Origin of the sequence: Pseudomonas sp. CCI1.1 (assembly GCF_034348165.1) — a bacterium.
Classification (GTDB): domain Bacteria; phylum Pseudomonadota; class Gammaproteobacteria; order Pseudomonadales; family Pseudomonadaceae; genus Aquipseudomonas; species Aquipseudomonas paracarnis.
Window position 1 is genome coordinate 5666329 of record NZ_CP133780.1, and the last position, 24681, is coordinate 5691009.

Genomic DNA, 24681 nt, shown 5'->3' on the forward strand with positions numbered 1-24681 from the left:
CCTCCTCTGCAATTTCGCAGAGGACTGTCAGGTATAGGAATGGTGGGCTTCTAGGGTTAATGCGTAACGGCGTTGTCGGTGATTTATATCGGCAATGGCAGAAGTCACACCCCTCTGGGTTTATTGAGATCTGGTTTGCCATTCAAGTTTGGAAAACTCACCTTGCATCCATTCGATTTGAAGCCTGTGCAACCCCAAAAGTCATAGCCACCGCCCCCTTTTTTTGTCGCCTTGCGAGGGGTTGATTGCACTTGGGACAGTTGAAAGCGCCACCTGCTGTGGCTGGGCGTGGAGCGGACGCCATCGGCACACTCGGCATTCCACGTTGCTGAGACAGTTCCTCTTCCAGGCGTCTATGCAGACGCGCAACGACAGCTCCATAGGTGTCTTGGCCCTGGGCGACTTTGTCCAAATCCCGCTCCAGCTCTCTCGTAAAATCGAGCTCCACGAAACTGTAGAACCCTTCCAGCTTCGCGATTGTTTCCTCCCCCAGCGGCGCCGGTACCAGCTTGCGGCTTTTTTCCTCAATCATTCCTTTGCTGGTGATGTTCTTCAAGATCGAGGCGAACGTGCTGGGACGACCAATACCGCGGCGCTCCATTTCTTTGATTAGACTGGCCTTGGTGTAGCGGGATGGCGGCTGAGTTTTCTTCTTCAGCAGTTCTCCGTTGTGCACAGAGATGATCTGTTTTGGTGTGAGTGCAGGAACTGGGTTGCTCGCTGCTCCATCTTCCTCATCGTCTGTGTCATCGCCCTTGAGCAGTTTCCGCCACCCAGGATGAAAAAGGGTTTCACCAGTTGCATTGAATCGCAAAGCCTTACCATTTGGGCCAACCGCGAGCAGTTTTACAGCACGCACGTCGAATACCGCCGCTTCGATCTGGCTGGCCAGCGCCCGGACCCAAATCAACTTGTACAGGGCGAGTTCCTCGTCGTTCTCACCAGCTTTTGTATCAGCCCAATGCGTCGGGGTAATAGCGGGGTGGCCTTCCTGCGCGCCTTCGGCGGCCTTGAATGTACGTCGCTCGTCGACGGTCTTCAATCCGATAGATCTAGCTACGGTTCTAATATCCTCCATGGCCTCGTCTGGTACGTTGGGATTATCCGTCCTGTGGTAGGTGATCACGCCTTGTTCATACAATCGCTGGGCGACTTGCATGGTCTTGTCCGGGTCCCATTTCAAGGCGTTGCTGGCTGCTTGTTGAAGGGTGGAAGAGATGAAGGGCGCGGGTGGGTGGCGCTCGGCCTTGCGGTCTTCACAGGACTCGACGACGACATTACGTGTGCCGGCGACGAGTCGGGCCAGGTTGGCATCTTGAACGTAAGGAAAGTCTTTGCTCGCGAAATCCGGTACCGGTTGCCAGTCTGCATACCAGGTGGTGCCCTGATTCATATCCACAAAGTTCAGACGCACACCGAAGTGGTTGATTACCTGAAAGTTGCGGATCTCGCGCTCGCGCAAAACCACCAGGTATACGGCAGGCGATTGCACGCGGCCTGCAGAGGTGGGCTTGCCCATCAGTCGGCGTAGCTCCTGAGTCACCAGGTAACCCACCAAACGATCAAGTACACGCCGGCATTCTTGTGACGCGACTCTGTTCAAATCGATTTGGCGAGGATTGGCTAGAGCCTCTGCGACACGCTTCAGGGTGATTTCATTGAAGGTGATGCGTTTGTAGGATTTGACCGCCAGTACCTGCTGGATGTGCCAGCTGATGCTTTCACCTTCGCGATCCGGATCGGTTGCGAGGTAGATTTCATCGGCCTGTTTAGCTGCGGCCTTGATGGTCCGCACGGCCTTGGCGCTCTTATCCAGGATCTCGTACACCGGTGTGTAATTTTTGCGGACGCCTGTGGTGATCATGCTGTCGTCCTGCCCTCTGGCGGGCAAGTCACGTATGTGCCCACCACTGGCGACAACCAACCAGTGTTCGCCTGGGCGCAGTTTCTTCATCATTGGCTGAAGCTTTTTCAGCTTCCCAGGTGCCTCGATGATCAATAGCTTCACGGTGTGCCCCTTCTCAATTATGCAGAGCGGGACTGTCACGTCATGGCAGGTAAGGCTTCAATGGGAAATGGTCAATGCACAACGGGAGGCTTTTAGCGGCTAGAGGTCCAGCGTCAGCTGCTGTTCCTGGGCAAAGCCCTTTAGCCACGACGCGCGCATCGCAGGATGGTGGTAAGGGCAGTCATACACCCGTAGCCCTTTTCGGGCGGCGTCAGCACCGGCTATTTGAACGGCAGTATGGGGGTTATTGAATTGCCGCCTATCTGCTGGTTTCAAAGAAGTTCGAGATTGCGCCATTGGCTATCGGTCCCCGAAGAACAGATCTATCAGACAGTAACATCACGAATAGCGCATTTTTTTGCATCAAAAACGGAAGTTTTAAACTTCTGTGCTTGAGATAGCCGAATGGAAGTGTGACTCAACCTGAAAGTTAACGAATGGCGCGATTTTTTGCCAACCAATTGGCGGTTTGATGTCAATTCGAAGCTGGCTCGTCCGTCCAGTTCGCAACTCTGATCCACGCGATGAAGTCCTGAGTGGATTGTCCGCTTTGAACACGTAGTTGTTCCAGCTTGCCGTATAAGTGTTCAGTCATTTCGTCGTCGTCGTCAAAGTCGACGCGGTATTCAGTATCTAAGCGGTATTCATCGAGCAAGGTGTTGATAAATCGGCGGGCTTGCCAGGTATCAAGGTCTGTCTCTCCACGGCCCCCCATCAGATACTCTCCCGTTCGCCACCCAACTGGAGCCCATGATGCTCGGTTTATGTCCAGGGTGAGCCCGTAGTAGTCCGGAGCATTCACCTCGCTTTCATCAAAGTAAGCCCAGTAAACACGGCCTAAAGCTGGGTGCTCTGCGCCAATGACAACGTACCCTGTTGGGTCCCTCAAAACTTCATCCATCGGCACGTCCTAATTTGTAGTGGTTCTCTAATGAGGTCGGGGGAAACGATGAGCTGTTTCCCCCAACACCGACAGCTACACGAATGGGCCGAAAAATTAAGCCCCTGTTTTCAGAATTGCGGTGGATCGGTATCTGGATATTCATCCGGGCCTGGAGCTGGCTGCGGCCGCGATTCGGGTCTGTTGGACTGTTGCGAATTCTGGTTTTGCGAAGGCGCCAGATTCACCATGGTCACGCGGTGTGGCAGCATGCCGACCCGGCTGGCCTGGATTTTCAAAGCTTCGAATTCGCCATCGTCGTTCTTCCAACGGTCCATAACGGCGCGACCGGAAACCAGCACTCGCATACCTTTCTGGAACAGTTGCGAATAATGCTCGGCGTCCTTGTGCCACCACTCCACATTCGCCCAAAAACCGCCACGATCTTCGTAGCCGCCTTTGCCATCCGGAATCGAATTGTCGAAGTAAACGTTGGCTCGCATGAGTCGACGTGGGTCTTTATTGCCGTTGGGGAATTCTTTGAATTCCGGTGCAGAACCGATATTGCCTTCCCAGCCTTGTACGGGCGTGCCCATGAGTATTCTCCGAGGTTATTGGTGTTGCGTTGGGTTGTTGAGCTGCTGCAGGCGAGCGGTATACACGGCCTCTGCCTGGCCCATTTTTTCTGCGCACTCGGCGGCCTGTTTGGTGATCGAGTGCAGCAAACTCATTTGCATATTCAAGGTGATGCGCTGCAGCTCCATCACGTAAAGATCCTGCAGCATGGATTCCGGTGTTCTGGGTGAGCCCATCATTTCTGCCCAAACCCCTACGCCCATCCGCCGATCTGTCACCTGCTGCCATCTCAAAAACTGGGTGCCGGCTTGGGTGTTCTGCTCAGTCAACCGCACTGGAACTAGGGTGAATGGATATCGGCGGGCCTGGCTCAGCACTTCCTGGGCAAGAGCTTTTAAGTCCGATTCTTGAGCTCGGCAAAGATCGGCAAATTGGGTCAGCTCCCCCTTACCTTTAAAAGGCTTTAAAAGGCCCTTTAGTGAGGCAGCCTGTTGCAGTCGCTGAAAGGCTTCCTGTTGCAGTGGCCGGAAGGCGGTCTGTTGCAGCGACCCATCATTGGAGGGAATCTGGCCCATGCTCTTTAACCCTCAACGGGGTCATCGAGATGATCATCCGTCTCGGTTTGCTGCTGACCGCGGATGATCGGTGGCGCGAAATTCGAACGGCGGGTGCCTTCCAGGATGTCTTGTGGCAGCTCACCGTACCGCTCGTACATTTTGCGGGCTGCTTCAGCCTTGGCATTGTTTGCAGCGAAGTCGTCGCGGGCAGCGCCTGAGTACTTATAGATCTGGGCCAGACCAAACAGTCTCCGCAGTACCGCTGCGCCTTCGTCGATCCAGGTTTCCATATCGTGGCGCCCGACAAGGCCAACGTGCTGGGCCAACAGAATGCGTCTGACAATTTCGTCGTAGTTCGTCAGCAGGTACACAGCCTGAAATCCCAGGGGATTGGAGATGTACAGCGGGAGGCTGACAGGCTGGATCGAGAGGTTTTCGCTAATGCTGATGGCCGGTGGAAGAGAGGCCATGGCTGTGTCCAGGCGATCTTCGATGGTCTTTAACGCTTCCTTGGAATCGTTGATCTTTTCCTCGAGGAGGATCATCCACCAGTCAGAGTAGGGATCATCCTGTTGGGCGCCTCGAGACATTCGATTGACGACAGTGCAGAACCCTGACAGACCAATGATGCCGGCTTTGAGGTCATTTTTAGGGCGCCCCATCCATATACGAGCGGCGTGGTGAGTGTGAAGGGTGAGCTTCACATCGCTGCGCAGTGAACCGATGTTGAGCCGGAAGTTATCAGCCATGGTGCAGTGTTTCCTTGGGAAGAGGATTGACGTACCCATGCTGCAATTTGGCTATAGGAGACGCAGCATTAAATACGTAGCCCGATGGAAGGGGATTTGTTGAGGCTTCTATATAGGAAGAGCTGAAACTCGCCGGTGCGGACCGAATCCCTTGCGTGGCGGCCACCTCCGGTGCCGGATGCTGTCAGGGTGTTGTGGGCCACAACACTTGCCATGTCGCCGGCACGGATGCCGGATCCTGCCAAGGTGGTGCGGGCCGCACCACTTATATGGCTGCCACCTCCGGTGCCGGATGCTGTCAGGGTGTTGTGGGCCACAACACTTGCCATGTCGCCGGCACGGATGCCGGATCCTGCCAAGGTGGTGCGGGCCGCACCACTTATATGGCTGCCACCTCCGGTGCCGGATGCTGTCAGGGTGTTGTGGGCCACAACACTTGCCGTGTCGCCGGCACGGATGCCGGATCCTGCCAAGGTGGTGCGGGCCGCACCACTTATATGGCGGCCACCTCCGGTGCCGGATGCTGTCAGGGTGTTGTGGGCCACAACACTTGCCGTGTCGCTGGCACGAATGCCGGATCCTGGGCAAGTGATTTGGGCCGAGTCACTTGCGTGGCGGCCGCGGCGTATTTCGGTTCCTGTCAGGGTGTTGCGGGCCGCAACACTTGCTGTGTAGCTGGCACAGATTCCGGTCACGACCGCTTCGCTCTGGGCCGCGTTACCACGATATTCTGGTTGTCCACCTGACATCATGGATGTGTACCCCGATTAGGCTTCAGCAGATGCAGCATTCCGCTGAGTGTGTGTTTTGCGGTTTGTATCGACTCAGGGCTACGCGTCTGCGTTAGCGTCTTCGTCGGCTGCTCTGCGCCCTCTGGCGGGGCTGAAGCGTCTTGACGCTCGGGGCTCGCTTTTGCCTTGTCGTCAGGGTTCCATTGGCTGTTGAAATCGCCGCGAACGGCCATGCCGACGAGCGTCATTAAGTATCCAAGCGGGTTTCGGACCCCTCCCGAGTCACAGCGGTGGACCCATTGTTTGATGAGCGCGGTTTTCAACTCTGCTGGAACCTTTTGCAGCGCCAGGACCGCGTTCTGTTTTTGCTCGACCGGTAGTCGATGCAGTGCACCGAGCAAATCGGCAGCGATGTCGTTTGGTGTGGGCGGTACATGTACAGAGCTTTTACAAACATCTTTGTGTGTATCTGTATACGTACTATATGAGTTCGGATGCCGAACTAAGTCCGAACTCAGTGATTTACGGCTGAGTTCGGCATCCGAACTCTGCTCCAAAGCGATTCGCTCTTCGCCTTTTTCACTGAGTTCGGTATCCGAACTCAGTGGAGATAGAGCTATATTTTGCTGAGTTCGGATTCCGAACTCAGTCGCTTTAAGAACGACTGGAGCCTGCGCTTTGGTCCAGGCCTGGCTATTCATGCGGGATTCGATGATGTCCAGCCTGCTAGGTAAGCGTTGGCCAACATCAGGATCAGCTGCAAATTCCTTCCAGGCAATTTCTGCCACTTCGCGAATCACCTTGGTCTGGTGCTGCATTGACTGCGCGAGTAGCTGCAAGTAGTCCTTGTCGAACTCTATAGCTTCGGCCGGTGTGACCGGTTCGTCGTGAAGCAGGTAGACGTTGCCTTGCACTTGTCCACTCAGATCATTGCGCACCCGTCGCCCCAGGCTAAGCCAACGGGTGAGACGTAAGGTCACTAATGCTTTTGATACAGTTTCACGCGAGGCAGGCCTACCGGGTTGCATACCCAAATATGGCCGCAGTTGGTCATAGGTAGGGAACGCCGTAAGGCCGTCGTCATTGATCAGTAGGCGAAATACCTGCCAGGTGTTTCTTTCAAGCGGGGTTAAGCGATCATCCAAAAGCAATCGGCGAGGAACCGTTTCGTGTGGGTTCCCGCTGAAAATAATTCCGGAGTAGGGGGAAGACCCTTCAATCCCCGGAGGCGCCGACTCTTTTTTCTGAAGCAAATGAGCTTCAAGGTGACCCGAGGCCGAGTCTAAAAGCGTCGACAAGGGAAGCCGAGACAACCTCATAATACAGAGTCACCTTCCACCGATGTCGCTGCAGGCTGTGCAAGTCGTTGAGAAGACACAAGCTGTAGCCTTCTCGGAAGGCCAGGGTTTGCAGGAGGGTAAAGCCCTTCCTTTATCCAGGACTGAATGCGATGCCAGATGATGGCCAGGCTGAGGTTTTCGTGGGTCTCATCTGGGCTAGTATCCTGTGGAGCATTGAGTTCCTCGGCGACCAACATGGCGATGTCCAGCAACGCGAGACTGTCGCCAAGCTCTACCTGATGCTCTTGCATTAGGTGCGTCCATCGGTACCAAAGCTGAGCGTCCATCTCCTCACTGAATTCGCGCCAACGGCCACGACGTGCCGTCACGCCGATCATTAGGCGTTGAAGGGCCACATCCTGCGGAGACAGCCCGAAGAACTGTTGCAGCATTTGAGTGGTCGCGCCAAGTCGCAGCGCACGTTCAATCATGCGCACTTCTTCATCAGAACGCTGCGCGCCTGACAGTAGTTTTTTTACCATGTCCCCATCAATGGTGACGTTGCACCAAGACACGGGAGTGTTAAGCAGCAAGCTCAGTACTGAAGGTTGTTGGAGCTGAGCCAATATCTCTGGCTCCAGGCCCATTTCGATGCAGCGCCGAAGTTGGCCATTACGCATGTGATGAAGCACCTGTGACAGGATTGCTTCATTTATTGGTGTCTTGGACATGACGACTCCCCCTTGTAGAGTCCGTGTGTTAACTGGCTGAATTCGGACCGTTGTTGGCGACTGACTGGATTTCCAGGTCAATCAAACGTCTTGCGAGACGAATAATGCGGAACAGCTTCACTAGAGCGCCGTCGCTGAGACGGCATTCACTTTCAGGGGGCTGATCTTTTGTGTGAGGCTGGCCCAGTAAGATCTGGCCCAGTCCGGCTGCGAACTCAAAGTCAGCCAACGCGTCGATTTGAAGCTTGGGTTGCTGCTGAATCATTTTCAGTACGATGGCCATCGAGCCGCTCAAAGACTGGAGCAGCGTCAAGGTATGTTGGGCTGTGGCAGTAATTTCGACTTCCGCTTCGGGGTGTCGGTAGCTGAACCCGACGCCACCATCGATATCGATAAATTGACCTGGGGCTTTGACCGAGCTGGCTATTTCGCGAGCCAATTGAGCGATGTGCTGACGCAGGGTCGCGGTATTGTCTATTTCGCGTTCGATGTACCAAAGGTCAGAAATGGGATTGAGTCCGCCAGCTTGAACAGGGATGGCCACCAAGGCATTGGAGGCGAAGTCGGGCAAGACCTCACCGTCAAGCGCAGCGAGCTCCCGTTTCATCTTGTCGACTCTGGGAGAAGTCTTCACAGGGCTCGCAACGTGCCCATCGATACGTGCTTGGCGCTCTTGTGGGCTCATTTGCTCCTGCGGAGTTGGGGCCAGTTGCTGTTGCACCCCTTGAGGTGAAGGACTCTCTTTGGAGGGCGTCGTCTTATGTGTGCTGCCCCCCGAAGTAGTAGGGGGTAGTTGTAGAGGGTTCTGATTAGCCTCAATGCCATTGTTCGAAACGTTAAGTTGAGTCCCCCCCTCAAATTGCGATGCAGGGTACTGTGGCAGCTCAAGAACCGGCGTAGACCGGCGCAATTGGTCCTGGTTCTGAGTGATTTCCAACAGTATTTGCTCGTAGCCGAGGTTCAGCGGCTTTTTAAGGTGATCTATCAGTTCGTCCTGAAATCGCTGGAATAGAAATTCTTCAGCGTCGCCCTCAAACTGGGACAGTACATCTTGGAAAAGCGTATCGAAATCAAGGTGCTGCTCCTGCTCTTGATAATTGCGATCCCAGCACTGAAGAGCTGTTTTGCGCAAAGACAGAAGCTTTATGATTCTGTCTACTCCCAGTCCAGAGTACAGCGCGCCTGGAATTGCTGGCAGTAAGTACCGAATGGTGTCGTGCATACGACTCAAGTGAGACGCGGAGACCGGGTAGCCATCCGCTGACAGCCGCCGTGAAAGCTCACGTAATGAGATAGACTCCCCTGCCTCTGTTTCATACAGCGCTCTCGCTTTGTCGACCCCAATAGCCCGCTCAATGAACAGGAGCTGGCCTTGGAGGTCGTTTTCAGCCAAGTGGCCGGTGAGCGAGATGATTTCGCCCCGAACGGCGTCCCAGGGTCGAAATAGGCAGTGAAACTTGAAGTACTTCTCGTCGCCGGTCTCACGATACAACTCGTTTAAAATTGCCAGGCGAGTGTTGCCGCCGTTGCGGATCCGGTACTTATCTTCCCCAGGTTTACGAGTGACGGGAGGTGGCGTATCGAGTCCCCGATTTCGTATCGACTCTTTAATTTCATCGTACTTCGGGTTACGAGTCGTCCTTGGGTTTTCGTCATACGGCAGCGTTTCGTCGAGAGTCAACAGCATGGGGGTATCGACGATGGGGTCGCTCATTCGCGCTGCCACCGGCGACTTCGATTCAAACGCCGGCAGCAACAGCTTATCTTTCATGGTTTGGGCCAAAGACGCTTTCATACTCTGGCTCCTGGCTGCTCATAAGCCGGGCTTGCCGCCAAAAGCTGGTCAATGATTTTCAAAGCACGATCCAGAGCAGCTTCAAGTTCGGCAGTTGTCTCCAGCCGATAAACAATTTCTGAGTTCATCGACCTGGCGTTTTCACGTGCTTCCAACGCGATGCGTTCGCGCATCCCGTCGGGCAGGCGAATAACGAATTTTTCTTCATGCAGACGCTGTGGTTTGTTACTCATGGTGGGCTCCGATGCCTAGGGTAGAAAGTGTGTTCAGCGACGTTTCAACTGATCAGTGAGTTGGGTAGGTAACCCCTTGATGACTAATGAATTGGACGCCTCGTCGTACTCGATCTTGTCCCCTAGCAGATGCGCTTCAAAACTGATGGACAAGCCTTCGGCACGGCCGGTGAACCGACGGAATTGGTTGAGAGTGCGTTTATCCAGGGGGATTTCCGGCGACAGGCCGTAGTCCTTATTGCGGATATGGTCGTAGAACGCCTTGGGGCGATCTTCATCGATCAAGCCTGACAGTTCCTCCAGGCCCATGGGTTCACCGAGCTTGGCCTGGCTGGTGGCGTAGTCCACCAGGGCCTTGGTTTTCTCGCGGGCCGATTCGTCTGGCAGGTCTTCGTTTTCAACGAAGTCGCTGAACGCCTTGAGGAGGGCGCGGGTTTCGCCCGGGCCGTCGACGCCTTCCATGCAGCCAATGAAGTCGCTGAAATACCCCGAGATCTTCTTACCGTTTTTGCCTTTGATGTACGAGATGTACTGCTTGGATTGCTTGTTGTTCTGCCACTCGGACAAGTTGATACGCGCTGCCAGGTGCAACTGGCCAACGTCCAGGTGGCGTGAAGGAGTGACGTCCAGATCTGTTGGCGCTGATTGAAAACTGACCCACCCTGCCGATTGAAAATTGACCCAGGACGGATTGCTGATTTCTGTCCCAGCAATTGTGGATAAGCTTAGCAGCAGTGGGCCGATTCAAGACGCATCAACCCCCACCGCATGTAGGCATGCAGCAGGGTATTTATGGTGCGGATCAAAATGGCTCATCGTCCTCGACATCATCTCCGTCCTTGCGCTTTCGTTCCCGTGACTTGATCTTTGTCTGGGCGGCCAAGGTGCTGTGTTGTAGGCGGTAGGACTCGTTGCCCGTTTCGACGATGTGGCAGTGATGTGTCAGCCGATCCAACAACGCGGTGGTCATCTTGGCGTCGCCAAACACACTCGACCATTCCGAGAAGCTGAGGTTGGTGGTGATGACCACGCTGGTGTGTTCGTACAGTTTGGACAGCAGGTGAAATAACAGGGCACCGCCGCTTTGGCTAAAGGGCAAATATCCCAGCTCATCCAGTATCACCAGGTCTGTGCGAAGCAGTCCCTGGGCGATTCGCCCTGCCTTGCCATCGTACTTCTCACGCTCCAGCAGATTCACCAGATCCACCGTGGAAAAGAAGCGCACGCGTTTGTTGTGGGCCGTGATTCCGGATACAGCCAAGGCACTGGCCAGGTGTGTTTTCCCGGTTCCAGGGCCGCCAATGAACACGACATTCTGCGCCGTTTCAGTGAACGCTAAGCTGGATAGATCGCTGACCAGCCGGGCATCAGCGCTGGAAGCGCTGAAGTCAAAGCCAGCTAAGTCACGGTGCATGGGGAGTTTTGCCATGTTCATCTGATGATTCACCGAGCGCACCGCGCGATCCGCATGTTCCTGCTGAAGCAGATGTTCCAGCAGCCATTTCGATGAAGCCGTCGACGCTGTTCCTTGAGAGACCAGTTCTTCCCAAGCACTGGCCATGCCGTGCAGGCGAAGTTCTTTGAGTTCAGTCATTAGGTCACGCATTGCGATTCTCCTCATCGGTCGCACGGAGCCGGTCGTAGCGTGCTGTATTGGCAACAGGCGCGACCTTGAGTTGCAGGCTGGTTTCTACACTGGGAGGTAGTGCGGTGGAGGTCAGGCGGGCAAGGACATTGAGGATGTGATCGGCGCTCAGACTTCCCGATTCAAGTACCAGCTCCACCGCCACCAGCACAGGTTCGAGCCCCGCAATTGGCACAGCAGCCAGTACCTGCATCATGATTCGATCACCGTTGGTGTGACGCCTCAGTCCTCGTTTGAGAAGCCGTAACGGTTTTGGCAGATCAGCAAATGGCGCACCGTTGCGCAATGCACCAGGCTTGCGTTCGATGAGTGGGATGTAGTGCTGCCAGTCAAAACTGACCTGATCTCGATCAAAGAGGCGCTCGTGACTGGCGATCACCGTTTCGTCAGCAATGACCACGATCCGCGAAGGGTACAAACGGCTACTGACCCACTGGCCGACGCGCTCACATGGCACTGAATAGCGATTTCGCGCCACGCTGATCAGGCAGGTGCTGGAGACCCGCACGGTACGCTCGACGTAGCCATCAAATGCCGTCGGCATTGGCATCATTTCGACCTGCTCCAGCTCTAAGACCTCGGCCACCGTCAGCCCGTTGTACTGCGGATGCACCAGTTCGCTCCAGAGCGACCGACAACGTTGGCCGAGCCAGACATTCAGTTCCTCGAAGGTGTGAAACATACAGTTTTGAGCATCGAGCCAGATTCGCCTCCGGCTGTCCTGAACGTTCTTTTCGACGATGCCTTTTTCCCAGCCAGAGGCCACGTTGCAGAAGTCCGGATCGAACAGATAGTGCGCGCACATCACGGAAAACCGGGCGTTGACCGTGCGCCCTTTGCCTTTGTTGACCTTGTCGACAGCCGTTTTCATGTTGTCGTAGATGCCGCGACGCGGCACACCACCCAACGCTCCAAACGAACGGGTGTGGGCATCAAACAGCATCTCGTGGCCTTGGCTGGGGTACGCAACTAACCAGAATGCGCGGCTGGCACACAGCTTCATGTGGGAGACCTGGATACGTCGAAAAAGACCACCGATCAGCAGACCTTCTTCGCTCCAGTCAAATTGAAAGGCCTCACCGAGCGCAAACGTCAGCGGTACAAAAGCGCGTAAAGACTTGCCTTGCTCGCCTCGCCAAGAGCGCACAAACGCCGTGAGCTGGCTGTAACCGCCGTCATAACCCTCGGCTTTGATCTGCTCAAAAAGTGCTTTGGCGCTCCTGCGGTTGTGTTTTGGCCGGAACGAATCGGCCTTGAGCGCCTGCTCCAGGGTCTCGTGAAAAGGGCTGAGCTTATTGAAGGTTGCGCACCGTTGGTACGCTGGCTGAATGGCTTCGGGCGCTCTGACCCATTTTCGGATGGTGTTTCTCGACAGCCCGGTACGCTTGGCTATCTGATGCAGCGAGAGCTTGTCGCGGAAGTACATCCGCCGGATTTTTCCCAACATTTCCATGCTGATCACCCTGTGTTCTCCTGCTCGAAAAGTGAGCAGAAGCAGTTGAACACCTGGGTCAGTTTTCAGTCGGCAGAAGAGCCTCTACTGGGTCAGTTTTCGGTCAGCGGCAACATCCATTGGTCTTTCTGGGTCCAGGAGGCTCTCGATCGCGACGAACAGGTGATTACGTAGATCTTCAATCTTGTTCTTCATGTTCAACCTCCCGGATGGTGCGTTTGAGTTTGCCGATAGCGCGTATTGCGGATTTCAGCTCTTCCGGATACCGATGAATGGTGTTCCGACGCATACGTTCTGCTCTCGTCAGCAACTCCAGGTTATTCAGGGCTATATGGGCCTTGTTGCCGTCCTTGAAGCACACGCACATGTTTATAGGGACTGGTCCGTGATGCTCCTCCCAAAGCAGTACATGCACGGCTTTCCAGTCAACGGGTGGGTAACCGGTATCGGTGATTTTCTTCTGCTGATAACCGTCAGGAGTTGTGCGCAGGCTGCCAATAGGCAGCCAGTTCCCCGGTTTATTGCCGGCCTTAAACTGCGTCTGAGTCATACGGCCAGAGGAGGGGAGCCCCTTAAGGCCCTTATTCCATGGGACGGATCCCTTGGGAAAGCGGAATTCTGCGCCCAACTTGCCGTCAAGCCGGCCACAGAGACTACTGCGAAGAAACTCGGCGCTTTTGCTCAAGCCCAGCCGTTTGGCTTTGGCATAGACCTGATAGACGCTGAGCCCCAATTCGGCGGCTAGGACCTGAGTCGGTTCATTGGGATAGCGGGCAATGAGCGAGCGCTCTTCTGCCTCACTCCAAACATGGTGTTTGTGAACCGGGGCAAGCCCAAGTTGGGATCTGGCTTGTTCCAGCGCCGCCATGGCCAAAGGTGAAAGCGAATGAGTTCTCATTGGCTCCCTCCATGCCCAAGGGCTCCTTGTGACTGCTGTCCGACACCACGATGCAGCCTGGCATGCTTGCCCTGGTCCCATCCCGCTTGCAAAGAGCGGGTGTCATGACCTTTGGCTTCGATGGGCTTGATAATGGCTAGCGTTAGTTTTGGATGATGCCATTCCAGGTAGGCTTGGATCTCCAGCGCAGTGTTTTCGTCTATCCCACCTGCAAACTGGTTCACCTTAGAGGCGACGGCATTGAGCCAGCCCTCGGCAAACAGTTGGCCGCGGTGACGTTTGGTTTTCAGTTGGCAGCGCTTCTGCTGGGCAACATGAGCTCGTCGGGCTGCGACAAGCTGGTGATGCAGCGTTGAATAGGTGTGAGCTGCCAGATCGGGTGAAATACCTTTCCCCAAGAACTTGAAGGACCAGCCAAGTAGCGGATTGAAATACGCCAAGTGGCTGCAATCGAAGGCTTGGGAACAGATTGAGGCCAGGTTGTGCAGCCAATCCTGCGGTGCCCGACGGGTTTTGGTACCCACAATGGATTCTTCGATTGTATGGGCAGCGACTTCGGTGTGTTCCAAGTTGTACTGATTCATCAAATGGCGAGCTTGACGAAGTGCAATTTCCACTTCGTTTGGGGCAGCGCCTTGTGACTTGGCCAGCGCCATGAGTTTGGCGACCTTGCTGAGGACTTTTTGCTTGTCCATCATTCACCCCCTTCCTGTTGGAGGCGGGGGGAGAGCGCCTCTGACCACAGGCGAAGTGTTTCTTCCTCATCAGCAGAGAGGTGAGTCCGGGCAAGGCAGTCCGCAACCTTCTGTTTCAGGGCATCAAGGCGGTCTTGAACACTTGACCCATCGTCGTAAGCAATCTCTTGCTCAACAGCTTGCACAACGTCATTACGAAGAGAGAGAACCGTGCTTATCCAAAAAGCACTTGGGCTGGTCCAGCCAATGAGCTTTCGAGTTCTGGCAGGCGACAGGTAATCACGGAGCCTGAGATTGAACTCCCTAGGGGAATAACCATTCCTGAAAACGTCTGCTCGATTAAGCGTCAGCGCTGTTTTAAGAATATCTAGAAGAGGGTCCAAAGCCGTTGGCTCAGGAGCAAAGGGTTCTAAATATGTTTCAGCTACCAGGCGTTTGGCTTCGGCATATCGACTTTGCTGACGGCGTTTGGCTTGGTTTTCGTCGCGGCCGCGCTTTTCCTTCGCGTGCTTAATGTTCGAGTTCACTGACTCGATAAGCTTCGCGGCGTCCTGCAAAAGCTGAAGCTGGTCAACGCTCAACTGAGCGCCAATCCGACCGGGTAATTGGTAACCGCTTGTCAGGGCTCGGATTTCTCGTGCGGTTCCACTGAGCTTGGCTTGCAAGCTGCGCAATTGCTGAGCGCTGTAGTACTTGCCAACCTCTAGGATGAGGTTTGCAGTAATACTGCGGGCGTCGGTAATGGAGGGCTTCGCCATTTCAACGACCCTCCCTCACCAAGTTAGCTACCTTTTCCTCGGTCATGGCCTCGAAGCGGTCACGCCATTCTGGAAAAAGCTCAATGGCCAATTGGCGGATCACGACAAGGGCTGCAGGGGATATGCGGTTGGAAGGCTGTCTGTATTCCAAGCGGTGTACTGGGACGCCCAGGGATGAACTGTTACGAAACACCACTGCGGAGGGGACGACGCATTCCAGAACGTTGATTTCGTCATTGTCCTGGAAAATTTCCCGTACCGACTGCTCGATCATTTGCGCGTCGGTGGTTTGGTCGAGATTGTTGACGACGATCCGCACAGGAGGGATTTTCATGCCCAGGCGCCCATAGGCGCGCAGGCCGTCCAGCATCTGCATGGATCCCCGGCTGAACTCCCGTGCAGCGAGCATATTGGGCGGAAGTGGGGATATGACCAAATCAGAGGCTAGGACCACCATTTCGAGCATTGCCGACCTGGCGCCTTGGGTGTCAATCAGTACCAGGTCGAAATGATCTTTGAAGCCCGGCATCAGGTTGGCGAGTCGCAACCGTCCGTCAGGTGCTTGCAGGATCAGGCTGTTCAGTTGGTTGTTGATGTCGTTGGAAATGACAAGCGACAGGTTTGGTATCGTGGTGCTGGATATGATCTTGGCTGATTCGGTGATATTGAATGCCAGCAGGTCGTAGATGCCTCCTTGAGCTTCATCGACCAATTGGTAATACGAGGAGAGCGAAGGCTGTGCAGGATCTAGGTCGATCATGAGCACGCGCAGGCCTGCATCCGCACAAAAAGCGCCGAGGTTGGCCTCGATGGTAGTTTTGCCTACGCCGCCTTTGGTCGAAACGACCGCAGAGATTTTCATGGTTTGGAGCCTCTAATGTGGGTTCATTAGAGGCTGCGAGGCCACGGAAACAGCTATGTGTAGCGAACACGATCCTGGGCTATGAAGCACTAAAACCAATTGTCTTTTAACCAATTGGTCGTAGGTTCGAATCCCACACGACCCACCATTTTTGAGACCAGTTAACGCTGGAATCGAATCTTAAGATCAGAGGCCAAAAGCGCTGATCGAAGAAGGCGACTGAAAGGTCGCCTTTTTATTACCGGGGTATAGCGCAGTCCGGTAGCGCGCCTGCTTTGGGAGCAGGATGTCGGGAGTTCGAATCCCCCTACCCCGACCATATTAAAAATCCTCGTATCGAAAGATACGGGGATTTTTTTTGTGCTCGCAAATTCTGAATTCACCGCAAAATAAAGTGGGAGCGGGCTTGCTCGCGAATGCGCTGTGTCAGTCAGTACATCTGTGACTGAACCACCGTATTCGCGAGCAAGCCCGCTCCCACATTTGCCAGGCCTCCTTCGAGACCAGGTTGTTAGTGCAATTTAAGGCGTGGCTCGGTGCCGCGGCCGATCTTGCTGCCCAGCATCAGCATCGCCGTGCGGAAGAACCCATACAGCGCCATCTGGTGCATGCGGTACAACGACACGTAGAACATCCGCGCCAGCCAGCCTTCCAGCATCACACTGCCCGTCAGATTGCCCATCAGGTTACCCACCGCGGAAAAGCGCGACAGCGAGATCAGCGAGCCGTAGTCGGTGTACTTGTAGGTCGGCAGCTCCTTGCCTTCGATTCGTAGCTTCAGCGACTTGGCGAGCAATGAGGCCTGTTGGTGAGCCGCTTGGGCCCGTGGCGGTACATTGCGGTCGGTGCCCGGCTGCGGGCAGGCGGCGCAATCACCAAAGGCGAAGATATTTTCGTCGCGGGTTGTTTGCAGGGTTTGCAGGACTTGCAGCTGGTTGATGCGGTTGGTTTCCAGGCCGTCGATGTCCTTGAGGAAACCGGGGGCGCGGATACCGGCCGCCCAGACCTTGAGGCTGGCCGGAATCACCTGGCCGCTGCTGGTGATCAAGGCGTCGGCAGTTACTTCACTGACCGCCGAGTTGGTCAGTACCGTCACCCCTAGTTTCTCCAGGGTCTTGTGCACTGGCCCACCGATCCGCTCCGGCAGTGCAGGTAATACCCGCGGGCCGGCTTCGATCAGGGTGATGTGCATGTTTTCTGGCTTGATACGGTCAAGGCCATAGGCAGCCAGTTCATGGGCGGCGTTATGCAGCTCGGCGGCCAGCTCGACCCCGGTGGCACCGGCGCCCACGATGGCGACGCTGATCTGTTCAACGGCGTCGGTCTGTCCGGCATGGGCGCGCAGGTAGTGGTTGAGCAGTTGCTGATGGAAGCGCTCGGCCTGCTTGCGGGTATCGAGGAACAGGCAATGTTGCGCTGCGCCCTCAGTGCCGAAGTCGTTGGTAGTGCTGCCTACCGCAATCACCAGGCTGTCATAGCCCAGCACGCGGGCAGGCACCAGTTCGCGGCCTTCTTCGTCGAGGGTTGCGGCCAGCTGGATTTTTTTCTGCTCACGGTCAAGCCCGCTCATGCGCCCTAGCTGGAACTCGAAGTGGTTCCATTTCGCCTGGGCAACATAGTTGAGTTCGTCTTCAGAGGAGTTCAGTGAGCCGGCCGCCACTTCGTGCAGTAACGGCTTCCAGATGTGGGTCAGGTTGGTGTCGACCAGCGTGATGCTGGCCTTGCCACGCTTGCCCAGAGTCTTACCCAGGCGGGTAGCTAACTCCAGGCCGCCGGCACCGCCGCCGACGATAATAATACGATGGGTCATAGGGATATCTCGCAAGGCTAAAAGAAATCGGAGCAGTTACCCTCGCGAGCGCCAGGCGGCTCATAGCGTCAGGTAACTCAATAGGCGGCTCAGCGCACCGAGCCCGATTACCACGACCAGCACCACGCAGAGGAGCAGCCACGGCCGGAAAGGCTTGCGCTCGACTCTGTGCTGGGTAAGTCGCAGGTACTCTTCGACACGCTCTTGGTCATCGGGTTTCAGGCGGCTGGTCATAAAGGCCTCGTCAGGTAGACGTTGCAAAGGGGCGCCACGTTACAGCCAGGGGCATCAAAGGCTGATGCCGACATCAAACACTATGCTGCGGCCCAGGTTGTTGCGCAAGAAGTCCGGCGCGTCGGGATGTGCAAACAGCACCCTGGCAAAGGTTGGCCCCACCAGTGACAGCGAGCGCCAGCCTTGGCGCAGGTATTCGGTCGGCGGCGGAAAATGGCTGTTGAGGTCCAGCACTTCGCGTTTGAGGCTGGTAAACGCAATGAGGTCCAACTCCCCCAGGTCCATGCCGCGTTCTTTGTAGTTGTGGGCTTTTTTGCGCAGTGTGGGGGCCAGGCGCAGCAGGAATTCATGGGCGGGAATGCGCCGTGGCTTGGCTTCGCGCCGTACCAGTTGGCTCAAGGAGAAAGCACTGCGCCTGCGCAGCAACTCATCGCGCCACTCGTCGTTCAGGCGACGGCCCTCGTCCAGCACAAAAAAGACCTCGAAGCTGGCGTCGCGAAACAACACGTCGGGCGGCTCCTGGCCCGCAGCGTGAAACTCTTCGACGCGGTAGGGCACGTTCAAGCCTTGCAGCAGGCGCTGGCAGACCCAACGCTCACGCTCCCACTTGCGGGCATTGGACAGAAACGCATTGGCTTGTTCGGCTGCTACGGTGAGCAGGCGCAAATAATCTGAGTCATCCATAGTCGCAGCTTAGCGTTCAAATGATGACCACAGGAAGTCTTGCCTTAAAAACGCGGGTGTAGAATGCTGATGTGGAGCAGGCCCAGGGACGAGGTGTGTGATGAGGTTTTTGGTAAAGGCAGAGCATCCGTGATCAGTGCAGCGGTTCTGGCACCCCAGACGCTCGGCCTCGGCTGGCTGGTGTATACGCCCGTGTTGATGTGGGCGATGCTGCGCTCGCCATGGGTGGAGCTGTTTGCCGACCGTCGGCGCCAGCATTTGCTGTTCGGCACGGTGTTCGCGCTGTTCATGCTGTGGCTCGTGCGACGGGATTTCGATACCGGCGTGTCCTACCACTTTATCGGCATGACCGCCGTGACCTTGCTGCTGGATTGGCCGCTGGCAATCGTCGGTGGCTTTGCCGCCCAGCTTGGCTTGATGCTGTTGGGGCGCCAGGATCTGGCCGCGCTTGGCGTCAATGGCCTGCTGCTGATCGTGCTGCCGGTGCTGGTCACCGAAGGGTGCGCGCTGTTGGTAGAGCGGGCGCAACCGCGAAACCCCTTTGTGTATATCTTCTGTTCGGGCTTTTTTGCTGCCGCCCTCTCGGCATTGCTATGCCTGTTGGCCGGCTTGGGCTTGTTGTGGTTCGACGGTCTTTTTGCGATGCCTGAGTGGTTGGAAGATTTTGTCGGTTACCTGTGGCTGATCATCTTTCCCGAAGCCTTTATCAACGGCATGGTCATCAGCGCGCTGGTGGTGTTTTGCCCGGAATGGCTGGAGACGTTCAACCGCGCTCGCTACCTCTCGGCGCCGTGGAAGGACGACGATTCGCGGCGTTGATCCAGGTCAAATGCCAGGCCGCGGCGCGGGTCCATGCTCTGCAAAATTTTCAGGAGCACGGACAATGAGTGTGTACGAGTGGGCACGGCAGGAGTTGCGCAGAAGCCAGGATGCAGCGCAGGAAATCGGTTTTGACCCCGGCTTGACCTTGCGGGCCATGCTCAGTGCGGTCGTGCAGCAAAGCAAGGGTGTACGCAGTTTTGAAGACCTGGCCGACGAGTTGCAATACCTTGCAGAGAACCTCGACGACCAGCAGGAATATGCCTTTATGCGCCCTTAGTGGCGCGGCGGCAGGTCTTCGGAAAACAGTTCATCTTCGGCGTCAGGGGCCACGGGAATCTTGTGTTCTTCCGCGGCCCAGGCGCCTAGGTCGATAAGCTTGCAACGGTCCGAGCAGAACGGTCGGTTGAGGTTGGTCGCTTTCCATTCCACGGGTGCACCGCAGGTTGGGCAGTCGACGGTCAGGGGTTGGCTCATGATCGGCCTCCACGCAAAGTAAGGTAAAAGTGGTGCAGTCGCTCGACCTCGCCGTGCAGCCAGGCGAGGTCCTTATCGTTGACCAGCACGTCATCGGCATGGTTCAGGCGGTCTTCGCGGCTGGACTGGGCCTTGAGAATCGCCTGCACCTGTTGTTCGCTGATGCCGTCGCGCTGCAGGGTACGCTGAATCTGCAGTGATTGCGGCACGTCGATCACCAGGATGCGCTGGGTCATGCTGTACTGCCCGGACTCGATCAGCAGCGGCGACACCAGGATCGCGTAGGGCGATTGGGCGCGTGCCAGGTGGCTGCGAATTTCATCGGCGATCAGCGGGTGCAGCAAGGCTTGCAGCCACAGGCGCTCTTGCGGGACCTCAAAGATCAGTTTGCGCAGCGCGGCACGGTCCAGTTGGCCGTCGGCTTGCAGCACGTCGCTGCCGAAGTGTTCGGCGATGCGTGCCAGGGCCGGGCGGCCAGGCTCGACCACCCAGCGCGCGGCGTGATCGGCATCCACCAGGTCGATGCCCAGCTTGATAAAGTGCTCGGCCGCAGCACTTTTGCCGCTGCCAATGCCGCCCGTGAGCCCAAGAATCCAGGGTGTTGCAACAGAAGTGGTCATCTGAAACCGACAGACTGCAAATAGAAGTCGGTTATTTGACCACCCCAGAGCAATGCAATCCAGCCGGCAATTGCCAGGCAGGGGCCAAACGGCATCGGCGCTGACACCTGGGCCTTACGCAAACGCAGCAGGATCAGCCCGGCAAGCACGCCCAGCAGCGAGGCCATCAGCAGGGTCATCGGCAGAATCTGCCAGCCGCCCCAGGCTCCCAGCAAGGCCAATAACTTGAAGTCGCCATGGCCCATGCCGTCTTTGCCGGTGGCCAGCTTGAACAGCCAGAACAGGCACCACAAGCTCATGTAGCCGATAACCGCACCCCACACTGCATCGGGCAGTGGCGTCAACAGGTCAGCACTGTTGAGGATCAGCCCCAGCCATAGCAGCGGCAGCACCAGCACATCCGGCAGCAGTTGGTGGTCCAGATCAATCAGGCTCATGCCCAGCAAGCCCCAACTCAACAGCATCACCGCGCCGGCTTGCCAGCCGAAGCCGAAGTGCCAGGCGACAGCGGTTGAGATCAGCGCGCACGCGAGTTCGGTGAGGGGGTAACGCAGGCCGATGGGCTCACGGCAGTGGGCACAATGCCCCCGGAGCAACAGGTAGCTGAGCACCGGGATATTTTCCCAAGGCCGAATCGGTTGATTGCAGCGCGGGCAGCAGGAGTTCGGACGCATCAGGTTATAGGCCGGCCCACCGGGCTCGGCTGGCAAGTCGAGAATCTCATGGGCCTGGGCACGCCATTCCCGCTCGAGCATTTTGGGCAGGCGCCACGCCAGCACATTGAGGAAGCTGCCGACGATCAGGCCCAACACCAGCGCCAGGCCAACAAACGCCCAGGGATGTTCGCTCAGCAGCAGGCTCAAAATGCCGTCCCCAATTGGAACACCGGCAGGTACATGGCCACTACCAGCGCGCCGACAATCCCCCCCAATACGACCATGATCAGCGGCTCCATCAGGCTGGTGAGGTTGTCGACCAAGGTATCCACGTCTGACTCGTAGTGGTTCGCGACTTTTTCCAGCATGCGGTCCAGGGTGCCGGACTCTTCCCCGATTGCGGTCATCTGGATCGCCATGCCTGGGAACAGGCCGCTGTTATGCATCGATTGATTCAACTGCATGCCTGTGGATACATCGTGGCGCATACGTTCGATTGCCTGTTTGAAGGGGCCATTGCCGACGGCGCCGGCCACCGAACCCAATGCCTGTACCAGAGGGACGCCCGCCGCAAAGGTGGTGGAAAGTGTACGAGCGTAGCGGGCGACCGCAGATTTGTGCAGCAGTTTGCCTGCCATGGGCACTTTCAACAAACCTGCTGCCCACCAATGGCGAAACCCCGGGTAAGTACGGTAGGCGTGGCGCCCCACAACCAGCGCCGCGCCCACACCCAGCCCCAGCATCCACCACGCCTGTTGCAGCAGTTCCGACAGCGCGATGACCCCCAGGGTAAACCCGGGCAATTGGCCGTTGACCCCGGCGAACAAGTTCTGGAATTGCGGCACCACATGGATCAACAGCACTGTGCTCACCCCTGTGGCAATTACCAGTACCGCGAAAGGGTAGGTCATGGCTTTCTTGATCCTGGTTTTGAGCCGTTGGCTTTTTTCCAAATGAATCGCCACGCGCTCCAGCAGGGTTTCCAGGGCGCCGGCCATTTCGCCAGCCGCCACCAGATTGCAGTACAGCTCATCGAAATGGCGGGGATATTGACGCAGGGCAGCGGCCAACGGGTGGCCGCTGGCAATATGCTGTTTCAACGCCTTGACCAGTTCGCGCAGTTGTGGGTTTTCGACGCCTTCGCTGATGATGTCGAAGGCGTGCAGCAGCGGGATGCCGGCTTTGAGCAAGGTGGCCAACTGGCGAGTGAACAGGGCGATATCTGCAGGCGTTATTCGCGTCTTGAAGATGTGTAAACCATAAGATTTCTTGCGCACACGCTCAGGGCAGATCCCTTGCTGGCGCAGTTGTAGCTTGATCAGCGCAAGGTTATGGCCGGCGATTTGCCCGGACACCCGGCGCCCTTTGCGGTTGATGCCTTCCCAGGCATAAATTGTCGACGTGTCGTTCATGTGAGGTTGACGCACCCAGGTCGTGAAGAATTTATAGCTTAGTCAGGCGGCGGATTCGGACAGGCTGGCGCTAGGCGATAAAATGTCAGATTGTGCGTCTCGCAGGCGATGGACTGCGTGGGGATGAGTACACTGGCGCCGTTGCACACTACGGGGCGCAGGACGTGCCTTGTCATGGTTCTATTCTGGAGAGTGAAAGAGATGCGTCAAAAAGGTTTTACCTTGATCGAGTTATTGATCGTCGTGGCAATCATCGGCATTTTGGCCACCATTGGCCTGCCCATGTACACCAAGCACCAGGCCAAGGCCAAGTTCACCGCGGGGTTGGCTGAAATCAGCGCGTTAAAGGCCGGCTATGAGGACGTCATCAACCAGGGCACCACGCCGACCCTTTCCCTCATCGGGGGCACCAGCCCTACCGCCAACTGCGCGATCGAGGTGACAGGCGATGTGGCCTCGGGCGCAGGCACCCTGCGTTGTGAAATCCTCGATGCGCCCGCGCCCGTGCTCGGCAAGACCATCACCTTGACCCGCAGCGCCACCACCGGCTGGAGCTGTGCCACCACGGTAGAGCCGCAGTACGCTGCCAAGGGCTGCGGCGCCAACGGCGCGTGACAGTCGCCGGGCGGTGAGCGAGCAAGTTGCTGCATGCCCAATGCAGTGCTAGCTTTAGCCCACCGCCCGTGTAGCTCAGCCGGTAGAGCAGCGCACTCGTAACGCGAAGGTCGCAGGTTCGATTCCTGTCTCGGGCACCACAGGCACCACTGTTTCAACGGCAATGTTTTCAGATGATCCCAGAATGGTTCTGAAGGCCAGGTGAGCCGGGCATTTGCGCCCGCTCTTTTGTAACTGCGCAACCTTGAAGACCCAGATGCATTCCCATTCCTCGATCTAAGAGAACAACATGACCACGACCGAAATGACCCAGGCCGCTCGGCACGAACAAGCACTCAAGCGCTACCTTGAGGACACGCCGCAGCTTAAAGAAGAGATCAAGGACCTGAGTGCCGACGATCAGCGCGACCAGATTCAGTGGGCATTCGAAGATGAGGCCGAGAGTCAGGGCTACCAGCCTTGGGAGCTGACCCTCAAGTACACCTCGACACCACAAGAGTTCGAAGCTGCGCGGTTGGCCTTGCACAAAGAGGCGGCCGAGGTGCTGGGTGTCGATTGGGAAGAGTACTGCGAGATGAATAATCTTGTAGTTTAAAAGCAGCCTGTAGGAGCGAGCTTGCTCGCTCCTACAGTTACGGCATCTTTCAGATACTGAGGCGCATCGACAGGTCCACCGCCTTCACATCCTTGGTCATCGCACCGATGGAGATGTAGTCCACGCCGGTTTCAGCGATAGGCAGCAAGGTGGTTTCATTGATCCCGCCGCTGGCTTCCAGTTTGGCCTTGCCGGCGTTCAGGCGCACGGCTTCGCGCATGTCGTCCAGGCTCAGTTCATCCAGCATGATGATGTCGGCACCCGCCGACAGGGCTTCACGCAACTCCTCCAGGTTTTCCACTTCGATTTCCACGGGCTTGCCCGGCGCGATCTTGTGGGCGGCGGTGATTGCTTGGGCAATACCACCGCAGGCGGCGATGTGGTTTTCCTTGATCAGGAATGCGTCATACAGCCCGATGCGGTGGTTGTGGCAACCGCCGCAGGTCACCGCATACTTCTGCGCCAAACGCAGGCCGGGCAATGTCTTGCGGGTATCCAGCAGCTTGACCTGGGTGCTGGCGACAAAGTCCGCCAAAAATTGCGCACGGGTGGCAACCCCTGACAGCAATTGCAGAAAATTCAACGCGCAACGTTCACCACTGAGCAGCGAGCGGGCAGGGCCCTCAAGGTGGAACAACGCCTGGTTGGGGCTCACCCGTTCACCATCAGCCACCTGCCAATGCACGGCAACCCGAGGGTCCAGTTGACGAAACACTGCGTCCACCCACGCCGTGCCGGCGATAACAGCCGCCTCACGGGTAATGATCGTGGCCTTGGCCAGCCGTTCGGCCGGGATCAACTGTGCGGTGATGTCACCACTGCCGATGTCTTCCAGCAGTGCGCGGCGCACGTTGGCTTCGATTTCGGCGGTGAGGTCGGCAAGACGGAGGTTCGGCATAACAGGCTCC

Annotated in this window: 28 protein-coding genes, 2 tRNA genes and 2 pseudogenes; 6 read left to right on the forward strand and 26 right to left on the reverse strand. The window is 56.6% G+C overall.

Annotated features, from left to right (window positions below):
* Positions 1-104: 104 nt before the first annotated feature.
* The 18 genes and pseudogenes from topA to RHM69_RS25705 all read right to left on the reverse strand — a co-directional run bounded on the left by topA (position 105) and on the right by RHM69_RS25705 (position 15851).
* Positions 105-2008 (reverse strand): annotated as a pseudogene (gene topA, locus RHM69_RS25620) (type I DNA topoisomerase).
* Positions 2009-2107: 99 nt separating this feature from the next.
* Positions 2108-2305 carry a CrpP family ICE-associated protein gene (locus RHM69_RS25625; RefSeq protein ID WP_073845721.1) on the reverse strand — a complete coding sequence of 66 codons (198 nt, stop codon included), beginning with the start codon at positions 2303-2305 and terminating at the stop codon, positions 2108-2110.
* Positions 2306-2483: 178 nt separating this feature from the next.
* Positions 2484-2909, reverse strand: a complete 426-nt coding sequence (locus tag RHM69_RS25630; RefSeq protein WP_008437339.1) for a hypothetical protein — start codon at positions 2907-2909, stop codon at positions 2484-2486.
* A 110-nt stretch (positions 2910-3019) separates the two neighbouring features.
* Positions 3020-3484 (reverse strand): single-stranded DNA-binding protein, encoded by a 465-nt coding sequence (locus RHM69_RS25635; protein WP_008437336.1) that lies wholly within the window; start codon positions 3482-3484, stop codon positions 3020-3022.
* Between the two features lie 15 nt (positions 3485-3499).
* Positions 3500-4039, reverse strand: a complete 540-nt coding sequence (locus RHM69_RS25640; protein ID WP_008437334.1) for a DUF3158 family protein — start codon at positions 4037-4039, stop codon at positions 3500-3502.
* A gap of 5 nt (positions 4040-4044) precedes the next feature.
* On the reverse strand, positions 4045-4770 hold the full coding sequence (locus RHM69_RS25645) for a PFL_4669 family integrating conjugative element protein (RefSeq protein WP_008437331.1): 726 nt from the start codon (positions 4768-4770) through the stop codon (positions 4045-4047).
* A 68-nt stretch (positions 4771-4838) separates the two neighbouring features.
* Positions 4839-5522 carry a hypothetical protein gene (locus tag RHM69_RS25650; protein ID WP_164545322.1) on the reverse strand — a complete coding sequence of 228 codons (684 nt, stop codon included), beginning with the start codon at positions 5520-5522 and terminating at the stop codon, positions 4839-4841.
* Entirely contained in the window at positions 5519-6820 is a 1302-nt protein-coding gene (locus RHM69_RS25655) for an STY4528 family pathogenicity island replication protein (RefSeq protein WP_019816979.1), read from the reverse strand. Before RHM69_RS25655 ends, RHM69_RS25650 begins: the two co-directional genes overlap by 4 nt.
* Positions 6817-7512: a DUF2857 domain-containing protein gene (locus RHM69_RS25660; RefSeq protein WP_008437329.1), complete on the reverse strand. Its 696-nt coding sequence runs from the start codon at positions 7510-7512 to the stop codon at positions 6817-6819. Before RHM69_RS25660 ends, RHM69_RS25655 begins: the two co-directional genes overlap by 4 nt.
* A 28-nt stretch (positions 7513-7540) precedes the next feature.
* Positions 7541-9307, reverse strand: coding sequence for a ParB family protein (locus RHM69_RS25665; protein WP_008437328.1), 1767 nt, complete (start codon positions 9305-9307; stop codon positions 7541-7543).
* Positions 9304-9540 (reverse strand): Arc family DNA-binding protein, encoded by a 237-nt coding sequence (locus RHM69_RS25670; RefSeq protein WP_008437327.1) that lies wholly within the window; start codon positions 9538-9540, stop codon positions 9304-9306. The genes RHM69_RS25665 and RHM69_RS25670 overlap by 4 nt, the downstream gene beginning before the upstream one ends.
* Before the next feature lie 33 nt (positions 9541-9573).
* Positions 9574-10173: pseudogene (locus RHM69_RS25675) on the reverse strand (nucleoid-associated protein); the annotation flags it as partial.
* 169 nt (positions 10174-10342) lie between these two features.
* Entirely contained in the window at positions 10343-11146 is an 804-nt protein-coding gene (gene istB, locus RHM69_RS25680; RefSeq protein WP_029241171.1) for an IS21-like element ISPsy20 family helper ATPase IstB, read from the reverse strand.
* A complete protein-coding gene (gene istA, locus RHM69_RS25685; protein WP_102619021.1) occupies positions 11139-12638 on the reverse strand; it encodes an IS21 family transposase in 1500 nt (499 codons plus the stop codon). Before istA ends, istB begins: the two co-directional genes overlap by 8 nt.
* A gap of 178 nt (positions 12639-12816) precedes the next feature.
* Positions 12817-13536 carry an HNH endonuclease signature motif containing protein gene (locus RHM69_RS25690; protein ID WP_020301295.1) on the reverse strand — a complete coding sequence of 240 codons (720 nt, stop codon included), beginning with the start codon at positions 13534-13536 and terminating at the stop codon, positions 12817-12819.
* Positions 13533-14234, reverse strand: a complete 702-nt coding sequence (locus tag RHM69_RS25695) for a DUF2786 domain-containing protein (protein WP_008437315.1) — start codon at positions 14232-14234, stop codon at positions 13533-13535. The genes RHM69_RS25690 and RHM69_RS25695 overlap by 4 nt, the downstream gene beginning before the upstream one ends.
* Positions 14231-14989 carry a hypothetical protein gene (locus tag RHM69_RS25700; RefSeq protein ID WP_008437314.1) on the reverse strand — a complete coding sequence of 253 codons (759 nt, stop codon included), beginning with the start codon at positions 14987-14989 and terminating at the stop codon, positions 14231-14233. The genes RHM69_RS25695 and RHM69_RS25700 overlap by 4 nt, the downstream gene beginning before the upstream one ends.
* Before the next feature lies 1 nt (position 14990).
* Complete coding sequence (locus RHM69_RS25705) at positions 14991-15851, reverse strand: ParA family protein (protein ID WP_008437313.1); 861 nt, start codon at positions 15849-15851, stop codon at positions 14991-14993.
* 242 nt (positions 15852-16093) lie between these two features.
* Between RHM69_RS25705 and RHM69_RS25710 the strand changes: the two genes are divergently transcribed.
* Positions 16094-16170, forward strand: a tRNA-Pro gene (locus tag RHM69_RS25710).
* 192 nt (positions 16171-16362) lie between these two features.
* Here the strand turns inward: RHM69_RS25710 and RHM69_RS25715 are convergent.
* From RHM69_RS25715 to RHM69_RS25725, 3 genes are read right to left on the reverse strand one after another with little or no spacing between them, the layout of a single operon-like run.
* Positions 16363-17661 carry an NAD(P)/FAD-dependent oxidoreductase gene (locus RHM69_RS25715; RefSeq protein ID WP_014716868.1) on the reverse strand — a complete coding sequence of 433 codons (1299 nt, stop codon included), beginning with the start codon at positions 17659-17661 and terminating at the stop codon, positions 16363-16365.
* Positions 17662-17721: 60 nt separating this feature from the next.
* On the reverse strand, positions 17722-17895 hold the full coding sequence (locus RHM69_RS25720; RefSeq protein ID WP_014716869.1) for a DUF3094 family protein: 174 nt from the start codon (positions 17893-17895) through the stop codon (positions 17722-17724).
* Between the two features lie 54 nt (positions 17896-17949).
* Positions 17950-18579: a DUF1780 domain-containing protein gene (locus tag RHM69_RS25725; RefSeq protein ID WP_003188431.1), complete on the reverse strand. Its 630-nt coding sequence runs from the start codon at positions 18577-18579 to the stop codon at positions 17950-17952.
* Between the two features lie 129 nt (positions 18580-18708).
* Here RHM69_RS25725 and RHM69_RS25730 point away from each other — a divergent pair, with 129 nt between their 5' ends.
* Both RHM69_RS25730 and RHM69_RS25735 read left to right on the forward strand, forming a co-directional pair.
* A complete protein-coding gene (locus tag RHM69_RS25730; RefSeq protein WP_014716870.1) occupies positions 18709-19398 on the forward strand; it encodes an energy-coupling factor ABC transporter permease in 690 nt (229 codons plus the stop codon).
* A 64-nt stretch (positions 19399-19462) separates the two neighbouring features.
* Positions 19463-19678, forward strand: coding sequence for a hypothetical protein (locus RHM69_RS25735; protein WP_003171680.1), 216 nt, complete (start codon positions 19463-19465; stop codon positions 19676-19678).
* On the opposite strand, the gene yacG is transcribed toward RHM69_RS25735, so the two are convergent.
* Genes yacG through RHM69_RS25755 form a run of 4 tightly spaced genes read right to left on the reverse strand, consistent with a single transcriptional unit; the run spans position 19675 to position 22563 of the window.
* Positions 19675-19875: a DNA gyrase inhibitor YacG gene (gene yacG, locus RHM69_RS25740; RefSeq protein ID WP_003188437.1), complete on the reverse strand. Its 201-nt coding sequence runs from the start codon at positions 19873-19875 to the stop codon at positions 19675-19677. The genes RHM69_RS25735 and yacG overlap by 4 nt on opposite strands.
* Positions 19872-20495, reverse strand: coding sequence for a dephospho-CoA kinase (coaE, locus tag RHM69_RS25745; RefSeq protein WP_200599254.1), 624 nt, complete (start codon positions 20493-20495; stop codon positions 19872-19874). Before coaE ends, yacG begins: the two co-directional genes overlap by 4 nt.
* Complete coding sequence (locus RHM69_RS25750; RefSeq protein WP_014716872.1) at positions 20492-21358, reverse strand: prepilin peptidase; 867 nt, start codon at positions 21356-21358, stop codon at positions 20492-20494. Before RHM69_RS25750 ends, coaE begins: the two co-directional genes overlap by 4 nt.
* A complete protein-coding gene (locus RHM69_RS25755; protein ID WP_019816978.1) occupies positions 21355-22563 on the reverse strand; it encodes a type II secretion system F family protein in 1209 nt (402 codons plus the stop codon). The genes RHM69_RS25750 and RHM69_RS25755 overlap by 4 nt, the downstream gene beginning before the upstream one ends.
* A gap of 201 nt (positions 22564-22764) precedes the next feature.
* On the opposite strand from RHM69_RS25755, the gene RHM69_RS25760 reads away from it, so the two are divergent.
* The 3 genes from RHM69_RS25760 to RHM69_RS25770 all read left to right on the forward strand — a co-directional run bounded on the left by RHM69_RS25760 (position 22765) and on the right by RHM69_RS25770 (position 23773).
* Positions 22765-23178, forward strand: a complete 414-nt coding sequence (locus RHM69_RS25760; protein WP_014716874.1) for a pilin — start codon at positions 22765-22767, stop codon at positions 23176-23178.
* Between the two features lie 64 nt (positions 23179-23242).
* Positions 23243-23318: transfer RNA gene (locus RHM69_RS25765), tRNA-Thr, on the forward strand.
* Between the two features lie 149 nt (positions 23319-23467).
* Positions 23468-23773, forward strand: coding sequence for a DUF6388 family protein (locus tag RHM69_RS25770; protein ID WP_019816977.1), 306 nt, complete (start codon positions 23468-23470; stop codon positions 23771-23773).
* Positions 23774-23822: 49 nt separating this feature from the next.
* Here the strand turns inward: RHM69_RS25770 and nadC are convergent, their stop codons facing one another.
* Positions 23823-24671 (reverse strand): carboxylating nicotinate-nucleotide diphosphorylase, encoded by an 849-nt coding sequence (nadC, locus tag RHM69_RS25775; RefSeq protein WP_014716876.1) that lies wholly within the window; start codon positions 24669-24671, stop codon positions 23823-23825.
* Between the last annotated feature and the right edge of the window lie 10 nt (positions 24672-24681).